The organism is Chromobacterium sp. IIBBL 290-4 (genome assembly GCF_024207115.1).
In the GTDB taxonomy this organism is placed as follows: Bacteria; Pseudomonadota; Gammaproteobacteria; order Burkholderiales; family Chromobacteriaceae; genus Chromobacterium.
Window position 1 is genome coordinate 3,750,493 of sequence record NZ_CP100128.1, and the last position, 12,232, is coordinate 3,762,724.

17 protein-coding genes are annotated in these 12,232 nt (G+C 55.8%); 4 read left to right on the forward strand and 13 right to left on the reverse strand.

What is annotated here, in order from left to right; genetic code table 11:
* Window positions 1-4 precede the first annotated feature (4 nt).
* The 4 genes from NKT35_RS17535 to NKT35_RS17550 all read right to left on the reverse strand — a co-directional run bounded on the left by NKT35_RS17535 (window position 5) and on the right by NKT35_RS17550 (window position 1,312).
* Window positions 5-184 (reverse strand): hypothetical protein, encoded by a 180-nt coding sequence (locus NKT35_RS17535; protein ID WP_254295376.1) that lies wholly within the window; start codon window positions 182-184, stop codon window positions 5-7.
* A 109-nt stretch (window positions 185-293) separates the two neighbouring features.
* Window positions 294-575, reverse strand: a complete 282-nt coding sequence (locus tag NKT35_RS17540; RefSeq protein WP_254295379.1) for an ogr/Delta-like zinc finger family protein — start codon at window positions 573-575, stop codon at window positions 294-296.
* 2 nt (window positions 576-577) lie between these two features.
* On the reverse strand, window positions 578-1,030 hold the full coding sequence (locus NKT35_RS17545; RefSeq protein ID WP_254295381.1) for a YmfL family putative regulatory protein: 453 nt from the start codon (window positions 1,028-1,030) through the stop codon (window positions 578-580).
* Window positions 1,031-1,069: 39 nt separating this feature from the next.
* Window positions 1,070-1,312: a hypothetical protein gene (locus tag NKT35_RS17550; RefSeq protein ID WP_083370102.1), complete on the reverse strand. Its 243-nt coding sequence runs from the start codon at window positions 1,310-1,312 to the stop codon at window positions 1,070-1,072.
* A 66-nt stretch (window positions 1,313-1,378) separates the two neighbouring features.
* On the opposite strand from NKT35_RS17550, the gene NKT35_RS17555 reads away from it, so the two are divergent.
* From NKT35_RS17555 to NKT35_RS17570, 4 genes are all read left to right on the forward strand, one after another.
* A complete protein-coding gene (locus NKT35_RS17555; protein WP_254295383.1) occupies window positions 1,379-1,738 on the forward strand; it encodes a helix-turn-helix transcriptional regulator in 360 nt (119 codons plus the stop codon).
* A gap of 413 nt (window positions 1,739-2,151) precedes the next feature.
* Window positions 2,152-3,090, forward strand: coding sequence for a hypothetical protein (locus NKT35_RS17560; protein WP_254295385.1), 939 nt, complete (start codon window positions 2,152-2,154; stop codon window positions 3,088-3,090).
* Window positions 3,074-3,649, forward strand: coding sequence for a hypothetical protein (locus NKT35_RS17565; RefSeq protein WP_254295387.1), 576 nt, complete (start codon window positions 3,074-3,076; stop codon window positions 3,647-3,649). Before NKT35_RS17560 ends, NKT35_RS17565 begins: the two co-directional genes overlap by 17 nt.
* A gap of 97 nt (window positions 3,650-3,746) precedes the next feature.
* Complete coding sequence (locus NKT35_RS17570) at window positions 3,747-4,457, forward strand: hypothetical protein (protein ID WP_254295389.1); 711 nt, start codon at window positions 3,747-3,749, stop codon at window positions 4,455-4,457.
* A 366-nt stretch (window positions 4,458-4,823) separates the two neighbouring features.
* Here the strand turns inward: NKT35_RS17570 and NKT35_RS17575 are convergent, their stop codons facing one another.
* From NKT35_RS17575 to NKT35_RS17610, 9 genes are all read right to left on the reverse strand, one after another.
* Entirely contained in the window at window positions 4,824-5,318 is a 495-nt protein-coding gene (locus NKT35_RS17575) for a type II toxin-antitoxin system HicB family antitoxin (RefSeq protein WP_254295391.1), read from the reverse strand.
* Window positions 5,319-5,337: 19 nt separating this feature from the next.
* Window positions 5,338-5,754: a helix-turn-helix domain-containing protein gene (locus NKT35_RS17580; protein ID WP_254295392.1), complete on the reverse strand. Its 417-nt coding sequence runs from the start codon at window positions 5,752-5,754 to the stop codon at window positions 5,338-5,340.
* Window positions 5,754-6,047 (reverse strand): type II toxin-antitoxin system HigB family toxin, encoded by a 294-nt coding sequence (locus NKT35_RS17585; protein WP_254295394.1) that lies wholly within the window; start codon window positions 6,045-6,047, stop codon window positions 5,754-5,756. Before NKT35_RS17585 ends, NKT35_RS17580 begins: the two co-directional genes overlap by 1 nt.
* A 413-nt stretch (window positions 6,048-6,460) precedes the next feature.
* Window positions 6,461-6,724, reverse strand: coding sequence for a hypothetical protein (locus NKT35_RS17590; protein ID WP_254295396.1), 264 nt, complete (start codon window positions 6,722-6,724; stop codon window positions 6,461-6,463).
* Between the two features lie 228 nt (window positions 6,725-6,952).
* Window positions 6,953-8,149, reverse strand: a complete 1,197-nt coding sequence (locus NKT35_RS17595; RefSeq protein WP_254295398.1) for a phage late control D family protein — start codon at window positions 8,147-8,149, stop codon at window positions 6,953-6,955.
* Entirely contained in the window at window positions 8,146-8,604 is a 459-nt protein-coding gene (locus tag NKT35_RS17600) for a phage tail protein (RefSeq protein WP_254295400.1), read from the reverse strand. The genes NKT35_RS17595 and NKT35_RS17600 overlap by 4 nt, the downstream gene beginning before the upstream one ends.
* Window positions 8,604-11,768 (reverse strand): phage tail tape measure protein, encoded by a 3,165-nt coding sequence (locus NKT35_RS17605; RefSeq protein WP_254295402.1) that lies wholly within the window; start codon window positions 11,766-11,768, stop codon window positions 8,604-8,606. The genes NKT35_RS17600 and NKT35_RS17605 overlap by 1 nt, the downstream gene beginning before the upstream one ends.
* Window positions 11,761-11,964, reverse strand: a complete 204-nt coding sequence (locus tag NKT35_RS24225) for a GpE family phage tail protein (protein ID WP_081571663.1) — start codon at window positions 11,962-11,964, stop codon at window positions 11,761-11,763. Before NKT35_RS24225 ends, NKT35_RS17605 begins: the two co-directional genes overlap by 8 nt.
* On the reverse strand, window positions 11,892-12,188 hold the full coding sequence (locus NKT35_RS17610; RefSeq protein ID WP_254295404.1) for a phage tail assembly protein: 297 nt from the start codon (window positions 12,186-12,188) through the stop codon (window positions 11,892-11,894). The genes NKT35_RS24225 and NKT35_RS17610 overlap by 73 nt, the downstream gene beginning before the upstream one ends.
* Window positions 12,189-12,232 lie beyond the last annotated feature (44 nt).

The window sequence follows — 12,232 nt, forward strand, 5'->3', positions numbered from 1 at the left end:
AGAGTCAGGCGGGCAAAACGAACTGCAGCACGATCAGCAACAGCACCAGGGCGCAGCAGGCCAGGTATTCCAGCCATTCACCCAGGCCGGCAAACTCTCGGCCGGCGGACGAATAGCAGGCGGTGCCATTGGCAAAACGGACATAACGGAGCTTGGCAAGGCGGGGCGCTTCGGGCTGTTGCATGGCGTTTTCTCCTGAGTGCTGCGTTTTTTGGGCGTAACAAGCCCCCTCGCACTGTTCGAGTGCGATTTTTTCAAGGGCTTTGGTTAGGGCTGGCTAGCCTGGGAAATGGCTAGAACAAAGGCAGTTGGTTATCTGATTCGCGCCGCTTGCTTCGATACTGATCGAGCGCTTCTTGGCGGCGGGCCGCTGGCGATTGCGGCAATTTTGCTCGGTGCATGCTGGCAGGCAGCAAGCCTTCCACCATCCAGTCCAGCCACTCCATCACCCCGCGCGGTTGATTGCCGCAGACCTTACAGACAGCGTAGATTTCACGGGTAACGGGGGATTGCTCTCTGCTAGTGCGGATGGTGATAGCGGCTTCACCACAGGCCGGGCAACGCATCGCGGTCATGGCTATTGTCCCTTCTTGCAGAAAACTTGAAACGTCAGGTGGTTCATCTGCGTCACCTTGGTGCAGATGGCGTCGCGGATGGCCTCCAGGCGCTGGCGTTCGCGCTTATCCACCTCCCCGTCGCGGGTGGCTTCGCGCCATTCGCGCGCCAGGCGGCCCACTTCGTCCACCAGCTCCATGTACACGCGCTGGATTTCTTCATCGTCCACCGCTTCCACGTCCGGCAGAGGGATAAACACCCCGCCGGCCTCCGCCGCCACGGCCTCGGCAAACAGCGTAGTGCCGCTAAAGGCTTGCATCTGCAAGGCTTCATGGACAGATACCGATTGGCCCTTGCGCTCGTACACGCGGTTTTCCAGACCATCCTTGCTAAAGCCCAGGGCCGCCGCCATGGCCGGCCAGCCGCCCGGCATGGCCTTGCACATCGTCTGGTATGCGGTTCTCAGTCTGTCCATTTCTTGCTCCATTCCACCAGCAGGCTCGGTGTTCGGTGGTTATGCTGAAAATGCTTTTTGGATAGCATTTGCCCATTCCGTCAGACCGTGTAGAGCCAGGAAGGTAGGCAGGCCAACGAGATAGATTTCACGGCTTAGGCTGCTCTCCGACATGCCTAGCTTTTCTTTCAGCTTATTGAAGAGGTAGCGTTCAATAGGCAGCAGGCGCATCTGCACGGGTTTTGACTGTGCTACACCACGTGGACCGTAAACCCTTCGTCCACTCTGTGCGGTGGTGGTCATATGCGGTACCATCATCTGAAATCTGAATTGCTTTGCATCGTACATCTGAAATCTGAATGTTGCAACATGTTTCCGTCTGAAAATGGATGGGTGCGCTTTGCGAGAGGTAAAAAATTGAATATCGGGGACCGGCTTCGAGAGGAAAGAAACCGACTTGGCCTTACGCAGCAGGATGGTGCAAAGGCCGCCGGTGTTGGCTATACGACTTATATGGCGTATGAAGCTGGCCGCAGCTTTCCCAACGCTGAAGCCCTCAACCTTCTGCATGCTGTAGGTTTCGATGTCCTGTACGTTGTGACAGGTGTTCGCAATGGCTCGGCGCTGTCTAACGAGGACAGTAGTCTCTTGGCCGATCTGAACCAAGTAGACGAGAAGGGCCGCGCGCTTGTGCGCAGCCTACTGGACACCTACAAGCGCTTGTCGTAGATCAAGCTCACCCGCCAGAGACAAAGCCCGGACTTAGCCGGGCTTTGTCATATGTGATTCACATGAATCAATCATGGTATCCTTGCTTTGCAAATGGCATTTTGTGCCAACAAGAACAAAGCGCAGGACATAAGCCATGAAAGATCTATCGCTCGCCATTTTGGCGCTCCCCCTCTCCAGCCCACTGCTGGCCGCGCCCAAATCCAAGCGCCAAGGCGCTGGCGCAAGAAACGCTGCAGTTCATCAACGACATGGAGGCGACCCTGCATATCGCCATCCTTAACGGCGACAAGTACGACCTCTACAGCTACATTACGTTGTGTAATTTCTTTTTTTAGCAGCACTGATAATTTCTGTTCGGGAAATTAAACTTTAACCGTCTTTAGTTTTTTGTTTATTGAAAGCTTTCTATAATGCACTCCATATCACCGTATACAATACGCTGTTTTGATCCTGAAAATAAAAAGAACAAGCTGCCGGATTATTGTAAGTTGGAGGATATTCGAGGTAATGATTTATATGTCATTTTGAAGTCTTTTTTTGAAGATGCCAGCGATGGAAGAGTTAAAAGAATCGAGGATGAAAAAAGAAGCTATTATTTTTCTGGCTTGAAATGCGATGACGATAGGCGTGAATTGTCATGCAATATGATGTCTGGATTTTATGGCGTTGGGACAGACATAGTTGATATTGATAGTGGGGAAACAGTCTTTAAGAAGGGTGTGAAGAATTCGGACATGATTCAGTATTATGTCCATCTCTTTATTCCTCGTGGGTGCGATGAGGCTATATGTGTGATGAGTACATTTCGTGGGGATGGTGTTAAAACTGTTTTCCTGAGTGAGTTTAGTGATTTTTTTAGAAAGAGAGTTCCGCTAGCAATTTCGATGCACCCACTTTCTTATGAAAAAGCATTGATTGAGTGGCAGGATGCTATCGCAAAGGAAATAAAAGTAGTAAAATTTAATGCAGTAAAAGCACTGGAGGATGTTGAAGTAAATGGTGGTCATTTTGAGCCAACATTGATTATAAAGCCACAGCGCAGGAAGCATTTTGGAGCATTCAAATGCTTCTTTCAGCCCGATACCGAACAAGCAAAGTTAGTTGAGGTCTTATCTCCAATGGGTGAGCAAATAAAGACAGTAGTACACCTAGGTGATAGGAAGCGTGTTTTTAGAGTAGGGCGTGTTAATGATAATGTGGTTTGCCAGATTGATGTGCCTTCTGAGGTTGAGCAAGTTGATGGCATGCCAAAGCTGGTTAGCATTCGAAAGTGGGCGACCAGTATAATTTCGGAATTTTGTGAAAATCTTTACCCTGGCGTGGAGATATATCATGAGCGCAAAGATTAACTTTTTCCTCATAGTGAAAGATCATCTTGGGACGTTAAGTGATGTTTCTGGGAGGAGGTTGAAGATTGACATCTTTACATTCTATGGTGTCCCATTCTTATTTGGCGTTTTGTTTTCTATAAAAGGTGGTGGGGTAAAGCCGGAAGTGCTCTCCATGCTTGTTAATTTTGGCGCAATATTTACTGCACTGCTGCTAAGTGTTTTGATGCTTGTCTATGAGCAGCAGAATAAGCTTGAAGAAAGAAATGCTGTAGCTGGTAGTGTTTCTTTTTTTAATGAGAAGAAGAAATTGCTTGAGCAATTATATAGCAATATATCGTATTCAGTTGTGGTATCAATGTTGTTGGTCATGTTTTCACTTTTCTATGTGTTGATTGACTCTTTTTCTATTGAGTTGGATTTCAAATTTCTTTCCTTTGATGGTGTTGAGTTAAACTCTGGAAATTGGGTTTGTAATTATTTAATTGCACCATTTTTAATTTTCATTACGGTAAATTTAATTTTAACCATATTGATGGTGGTGAAAAGAACGTATAGCTTGCTAACTATGAAAATTTAAATATTTCATTCTCTACCTCTATGTTGAATGCTAGGTTTGGTTGTGCATTCAGAGTCTTTGTAAAGATTTTAATCTAATTTTTTCTATGGGGGAATTCATGTTGCATTTCAAAGCGGCTTGTCCTAAGTGTAATGAAAAAGTGGTGTTTAATGTTTTACACTGCAGCTCAGGTAATGCCTCGGAATATGCTGAAATTTTTCTTCATGATGATTGGAGGGAATATGATTTTTCTCTTTTTTCAATTTCATCAGTTTGCAATAATTGTAAGCATGTAGTTAGTGCCAACATTTCTCCTGTTTATGATTATGAGAAAAACAAAAATGCAGTGTTAACTGATTATGCAAGTGAACATGATGAACTTGTAAGTGGACCTGAATTGCTTATTCAGTTTGATTGTCCGCCACTTATTCCAAATAAAAAAGCAGGTGAAGGAAGCATTGTTGATATAGATGATTTGTTGGCTCAGGCAGAGGCTTGTTTTAAGATAAATGCATGGGATGCTGTTGGTGTTCTCTGTAGAAAAATTCTTGATGTAAAGACACTTGAAGAGTGGGGTGGGCGAAATGAAAAAATACCCACGTTGAACGATAGAATAATAAAAATATTTAATGTGAAAGAAAATAATCCGCACAAAGATAAGTTTGATTTTAATTTGGAAAACCATCAATTAGCATATGATGCTCACCTAGTTCGGCTTCTTGGAAATGATGCCGCCCATGATCAAATAGTATTTGATGGTGGTGATGCCGAGTGTATTCTTGTATTTACAAAGTCGTTTTTGGATAAATATTGCTCATCAAGAGCATGAGCCGCGTACCCAGATATCTCTAAGCTCGTAGGGTGGATGCCCCGCAGGGGCGATCCACCGCTTTTCGGGTTGAAAGTGTGACAGCCACCGCCCACATCATTGCCACACCAAACAAGCGCCTCTCGCAAGAGGCGCTTTTTCATTGTCCTGGCGCTGGCGGCGATGGCTTCGTTCAAGTCGTCGTCGGACAGGGCGGCGTAGTGGTTCAGGCGGCTAAAGTCCATGGGGCGCTCCGGCATGTGGATGCGCCCACTGTAGCCGCGCCGGCCACAACATCAGCGCCAAAAATAAGCGCCTCCAGCACGAGGCGCTTTGTCATTGCCCTGGCGGCGGTTGCGCACAGGGTTATCCACCGGCGGCGGTGGATTAGAAGTCCAACTGTTCCAGTGCCAGGCCCCGCGCGGCGGCGATCTTCTCCAGGCTGCTCTGGGGCAGTTCTTCGCTAGACTCCTGCTGGCCGTAGGCGGACTGGCTGGTGCCCAGGCGGCCCGCCATGTCTTCCAGACTCAAGCCCAGGTATTCGCGCCATGCTCTGGCCGGTGTCGCGCCATCCACCACCGACTGCATGACGGCGTGAGGGATGGTCGCCAAGCTCTTGCCGCCGCCACCATCCACCCGAACCACTGCCCATAGAAAGCCTTGAAATTCGGGCTTGTCGGCGTGGTCCTTCACTTGGCTTGCAGTGGGGATGCTTCCGTCTTCCTGACTGATCCACTCCAGATGAAAGTCTATCGCTTGCCGGACGTTGCGCATGGCCTCTTCCAGTGTATCGCCGGCAGAGAAGCAGCCGGGCAAGTCCGGCACGATGACGCCATAGGCGTGGGTGTCGTCGCCGGGCTCGATGGCGATAGGGTAGTGCATCGCACGTCCTCGCGGTGGTTCAGTCGATGAAGGTTGCCGGGCTGACGCCGAAGCGGGTAGCCAACTGCTTGACCTGGCGGAGATTCAACTCGCGCTTGCCGCACAAGACTTCGGACACTACGCCTTGACTGCCAATCTCCGGCAAGTCGCCCTGGCGCAAGCCATGCTCTTGCATGAGGTGGCGCAGGGCATCCAGGCCGGTGGCGTTCGGCATCGGGTGATGCTGGTTTTCGTAGTCGTGAACCAGATCCCCGACCAGCTCGCTCAAATCCCACAGCGGGTGCTGTTCATCGCCCTGGGTGCCTTCCCACAGCGCGTCCAGCAGCTCGCACATGCGGTCATAGTGGTCGGCATCGCGGATAGGGCGGATGTCGGTTGCCTGGCTGAAAGCCCGCCAGGCGGGCAGCAGGCTGGCTGCATCGATACGGGCGTTCATTATTTCCAGTCTCCTTTGTCGTACTGGCTATGCGTGAGCACAGCTTTCACATAAACCACTTGCCGGGGGAACTGCACAAAGGCGATCAACCGGTACTTGTTGCCCCCGATGTTGAACACCATCAGCTCGCCGACCTTATCCACACTGTTGAAGGCTTGCTTCAGCTCGGCATAGTTGGCGAAGACGTTCTTCTCTATGGTGCGGCGCCAGCCTTGCAGCGGCGGTTCTGCGTCGGGGTGAATCTGGGCGAAGTCGCGCAATGCGCGGTTGCTGATGAGTTTCATGCGGTCCATTGTATCTCATTTTGAGATAAAATCAATCAGCCGATGCTAAAAAGCATTAGCCCCGACTTGCGGGGCTGCCCAGGAGGAGTTGGTAGTTCTTGCGCCTACGCTTGAATTTTCCTTGCTGAAAATTTTAACGGTACAAAACGTGCATGCTGTTCTTATTTTGAATAAAATTCATCAATTTAATGATTTATTTTAAATAGCCTAGCATCGCTAAAATAGCAATGACGACGGGTATTATATAAATTAATTTGCCAATTTTTGGCATGTTTAATTTAAAAAATATAACGGAGATGATGGTGGTTACAAAAACTGAAATGAATACTGGATGTAATTTCATTGTTATTTCTCAATGAGGAAAGCAACCACTTGGGTTGCTTTGAATATCGGATCTAATCCGATTTGGCTGCAAAGTATTGCTAGTACATGTATGGACGAACGGTGGGATAGTTGCCTCTAGAATGACTGATTGCGCCACCTGTTAAGTATCCGCAAGCCATTTGACCGATTGCTGCTCCAGTGCCTAAGCCCGCCGAGAAACCAGGAAAAGCACCCACTCCAGCGAAAAAACTTCCCGCAACACCACCAGCCATAGCAGTTCCCAAGGTTATGGAGCCGATACATTCATCGTATGCGGATGCACCTGAGCATGTATTAATTTCAATTTCGGATAGAGTGTCCATTATTTTCTCCTTTGAAGTAATTTCATTTGAAATTCAAATGTGAAATCATTATTGCATTTTCATTATTGTATTTCAATGCCATTTGCATTTTATTTGGCAAAAGCAACATTGTGCTGTGATTTTTTAAATGGATGAAATTTATATTGGCCATCCGATGGTTTGAGCCTGGCGTGTTTATATTGAGAGCTCAGCAGGACAACTTCTGTCCATGATGGTAGGGGGCATGGCTCACATCGCCACATCCTCCAACCTCGCCTCCAGCTCCAGCGCGGTGGTATAGCCGCCATCGCCCAGCTGGTGGGTGACTTTCTTCAGCACCCAGCCGGTGGCGTCGATGACGGGCTTGAAGCCTTGCACCTGGGCGGGTAGTTCCGGGAACAGCTCCGGGCGACCTTCGGCCAGGGTGATGGAGAATTCCGCCACGCCGCGTTGCAGCTTTTGCCAGGCGGCTTTTGCGCCTTGTAGCGCGGTGGCCTCGCTGACATAGACATGGCGCAGCACTTTGATGTTGTCGCTGCTGGGCTCGATGCCCTTGGCCTGAATGGCGGTGAGCTTGGTTCGTTTGCTCTTGCGGCCCAGCTTGGTGACTGTGGCGCGGCGTTCAAATTTGGTGTCTTTGTTGACGATGACTTCGCCTTTCTTCGCGCCGCGCACGTCATGCCAGTAGGCCTTGACCGCGGTGTAGGCATCCCGGTCGGCCACGTTGAAGCGGTGGCTGTCGCCGCTACCGCGCCGGATCAGGCAGGCGGGGAAGGGCTGGCCGCTGACGGTTTCCGCATCGCCGGCTTTGCAGAAGATCAGCCGGCCTTGCTTGACGGTGGCGACGGCGTCGTATTGCGTGGCCAGGCGGCTGAGCAAGTTGGCGTCGCTTTCGCTGGTTTGGTCGATGTGTTCGATCTTTTGCTTGGCCAGCCAGGCGGGGATGGCCGGCGTCAGGCCGTTGGCTTTGGCGATGGCCTGCACGATGGCGCCCAAGGTGGTTTGGTGCCAGCTCTTTTCCCGCTTGGTGGCGATGCCGGCGCGCAGGTCGGTGGCGCGGGCGCGTAGGGTGAGCGTGTCCGGCGCGCCGGTGTGTTCCATCTCGTCCACGATGTAGCTGCCCTTGTCCACCAGTGGGCCATCTGCCCAGCCCAGCGCCAGCTTGACGGTGACGCCGCGTTCCGGGATGTCCAGCCGGCCGTCAGCATCGTCCAGCACAATGTCCAGTTGGTCCGCCTCAAATCCCCTGTTGTCGGTGAGCGTGAGGCTGATCAGCCGCGGGCTGATGTTGCTGGTGATGTCTTTGCCGGCCAGCTGGATCTGGCATAGCGGCCGGCGCGGCTGGCTTAGCCCGCCCGCAAGCGCGCCCAGGGCGCCGCCCACCATGTCGCCCACTTGATCCATTACCCCGCCGGCCATGTCGGCCGCGTCATCCAGCAGGCTCATTTGATCAGCTCCAGTACGCCGCGCGTGAGCGCGCCCAGGGCATCCAGCAGGCTGTCATCGGTGCGTTTCAGCGACAAGGTGAAGTCGATGGCGCGGGCCTTGCCATCGCTGAAGAACTCTTGCTTGCCGATATCCAGCGACTCCACCACGTAAAAGCCGTAGATAGCGCCGGTGCCTTCGATCAGCGGCCAGGCCTTGCCTTGGTCGGCCATCAGCTTGAGCAGCGACAGCGCCGTGTCGCCGCCGGTGAGTTCCGGCAGCAGTCGGCCGGACAGGGTGATGCACTCTTCGTCCGCGCCCAGAAACTGATAGGCGGGGCGGCGGCCGACGCGGCTATTGCTGGGCCAGCGCCAGGCGAATTTCTGCTTGAATTCCTGATAGGGCAGGGTGTCCATCATGAACACGAACATGCCTAGCGCCATCATGGGCAGTTTGATCGGTCCCAAACTCAGCATTAGTCCATATCTCCTAAACGTGAACGCCGCGCGGCGGCCTGACGGCTGGCGGCCTGGGCCAGCGCCTGCTCGACTTTGCGCTGCACCAGGGCGGCGAGCTGCTGCTCGTTCATGCCCGGCGCGGCGTGGATGGTGAGGTTGACGGCAGAGGGCTGCGCCGCGACGGCCGGCGGGCTGGCGCGCAGCGGCGGGCGGTGGTCCAGGTGGCCGGCCATGGCGGGCGCGGTGGCGATGGCCACGCCGGCGCCGGCGGCGGTGAGCCGTTTGGCGGCTTCGCGCATGCTGGCCAGCGGCCCGGCCTGGCCTTTGTCTATGCCTTGCTCCAGGCCGGCCATGGTATGACCGCCGATGGTTGCGAATACGCGTGACGGGCTGTGAATGTCCAGCTTCTTGCGCAGCCACTCCGGCAGCATGTCGCCCACGCCCAGGATGGCGTCCTTGACCCACACGATGCCCTTCTTGATGCCTGACACGATGCCGGACATGATGTCCAGGCCGACAGTGATGAACTTGGCGGCCAGCTCCGCGCCGATGACGATCAGGTTGGCCAGCCACTTGCCGAAGCCCTTGCCGCTATTTGCCGCCGCGTCCAGGCTTTGCTTGCTGGCGTCCACCGGTCCCAGCAACTTGGACACCCATTCCCAAGCGGTTTTGAACGCGCCGACCAGCCAATCCCATACCGGACGCAGCGGCTCCAGCGCCGGGCCGATGGCAGCAAAGACTTGATCGAATATCGCGCCCAGCGGCGCCAGCCCTTCTTTCAGCCCCTCCCAAAAGCCGCTGAACCAGGCCTTGATGGGTTCCCAATACTTGTAGATGAGCAGGGCGGCCAGACCAATGACCAGGCCGATGGGGTTGGCCATCGCCAGCCGGCCGACAAACATCAGCGCCTGTCCAATGCCCATGATGGCACTGGCCGCGCCGCCCGCCACGCGGGCAATGCCACCGCCGATCAGCCGGCCGCCGCCCTTGACGCCATCCCAGGCCATGCCTTTGACGCCGCGGGTTTTGACATACTGCGTCACCGCGCCGAGTTTTGACCCTGCGCTGGCGCGCGCCAGCGCTAGCTGGGCGCCAACGGCGCGCCAAAGCGCACCGGCGTATTTGTAGACCGCGAGCTTGCCGGCCTTGAACTTGTCCACCAGGCCGGTGCCCATGGCGCGGGCCAGCTCCACGCTACGCGCGCCAGCGGCGCGCATTGCGGCGGGCAGATTGGTTTTCAAGCCCTTGGTCCATTCCCACAGTCGTTTCAACGGCTCGCGCGGGCTGGATGCGCGCCAGACATCGGCCAGCCCCTGCCCTGCGCGCTTGGCGGCGGCCACGCCGGCGGACAACTTGCCGGATAGGGATTGCCCCGCGCCCGCGCCGGCCTTGCGCAGATCGACCAGCTTTTCCACTACCCCGCCGGCTCGAATGCCAAGGGTGGACAGGCTGAGGCGGGCCAGCGCGATGGGGCCAAGGACGGCGGCGATGGCCAGGCCCAGCGTCCCGGCTACGGCCAGCAGCACCGATACGGCCGCGGCGATCTTGACCAGCGTGGCGGCCAGCGCCGGGTTGGCTTTGGTCCAGGCGCTTATCCGTTCCAGCACATCCGCGGCCGCCTTCATGATGTCCATCAGCGGCTGGCGCAGCGCCTTGCCCATTTCCGACGATTGGTTGAACAGCCGGTTCTTGGTGAGCTGCCATTGCGCGGTGAGGGTGTCTTTGCTGGCGTCACCTTCGCGCTGCATGCTGCCCTTGGCCTTGGCATCGTTGACCAGCGCCAGCTGCTTGCGGTATTCGCCCAGGTTATCCGCCAGCTTGGCGGCGTCGTCGCCATATTCCTTGCCGAACAGATCCACCATCACGCCCATTTGCTTGACCTTGGGCAGTTTGTTGACAGCCTCCAAGACTTTGAGGATGGCCCCCGTCGTATCGTGCGCCATCTGCGCTTCGATTTGCTTGGCGTTGAGGCCCAGCTCTTTCAGGCCGCGCTGGAAGCGCTTGGGTTGTTTGGCGGCGATTTGCAGCTCACGCACCATGGCTTTGCTGGCGGTGGCGGCCACTTCCGCCGATGCGCCCAGGGACAGGAAGGTGCTGCCCAGGGCGGCGGCCTGCTTGTAATCCATGCTGCCGACGTTGCCGGCGATGCGCTGCATCACGTTGATGATATCTGCGCCTTTGGATTGGGCGTTGTCGTCCAAGTAGTTGATGACGTCGCCCAGCTCGCTGATGTTCTTGATCGGCACTTTGTAGACGTTGGCGATCTTGCCCATGTCTTCGGACAGCTGGTCCGCAGGCAGGTCAAACGCCGTGGCGGCCAGAGCGGCCACGCGGGCGAACTCCAGCAAGTCCGCTTTGCCCTTCACGCCCATGCGCGCGCCGCCTTCCACCAGGGCGGCAATCTCAGTGGTGGCCATCGGGATTTGCGTGGCCATCGCCTTGATGGCATCGCCCATTTCGTAATAGGTGGCGGTCAGCTTGCCGTTGTCGTCGCGGGCGCCATCCACCTGGCGCGCGACGCCTAGCATGGCGTTTTCAAACTGGCTGAAGTCGCCAACCATTTTGAACACCGGCGCGCCAATGGCTGCGCCAGTGGCAACGGTGGCCGCGCCGCCGCCGGCGATCTTGTCGCGGACTTCCAGCTGGTGACTGTAGCGTTGTTGCGCCTCGTTGAGCAGGCGTTGACGGCGCGCGACGGCATCGAGCTTGCCTTGCCGCGCCTCCAGCGCGCGGTTGGTTTCTTGGATGCGGGCGGCGAGGGTGGTTTCGGTGGCGGAAAGCTGGCGGGTGTCGATGCCTTCTTTCTGCAGCGCGGCAGACGCGGCGCGGGCGGCATCCAGGCGCTTGCGGTGGGCCATGCTGAGTTTGTCTACGGCGCGCTCGGCGGCGGCGTATTCGCGGGATAGTTTGATGCTGGCGCCGCCGGCTTGCTCCATCTGTTGGCGGACGGCTTCCAAGCGTTGGCGCGCGCCGGCCAGCGCTTGGCCGGTGTCTTTGCTTTCTTTGGTAAGTTTGCGGAAGGCGTCGATGCTGCTTTGCGCGGCTTGGAATTGCTTGAGCTGGTCCCGGCTTTCTTTCACCGCGCGCGCCAGCGCTTGGTTGCCGGCCATGGCTTGCTTGAGCGGCCGGGTCAGTTTGTCCACGGCCGCCAGCAGCACTTCGATTTTCAGCTTGCTATTCATCGTCGGCGGCTCCTGATCTTAGGCGGGCCGCCTCGCGCCAGCTGGCCAGCTCGGCCAGCGGCATGGCGCTATAGGCCGAGGGCGGCCAATGAAAAATGGTGGCGATGTCGGCGATGGCGTCGTCTACGCTGCCGGGGAGGGGCTGGCGGGCTGCTCCGATTTCTTCAACAAAAAACCGGCCACCACGGTGGCGCATTGCAGCAGGTCGGCCGGGTCCAGCCGCTTGGCTTCTTCTTCCGTCAGCGCCGGCATGGACAGGCGCGGCAGCAGCTTGATGGCGGCGTCCACGTCCAGCTGCAGCACGTCGGCCAGTTTGAGGCCGCGCAGTTCGCCGGCGCCGGGGCGGCGCAGCTCGATGGTTTCGATCTTGGTTTCGCCGCGCTGGATGGGGGCGTCCAGCTGGATGGTGTTTTCGTTCATGGCTTGGGTTCCTAAGTGTTGGGGCGGCCCGCCGGCGACGGGCA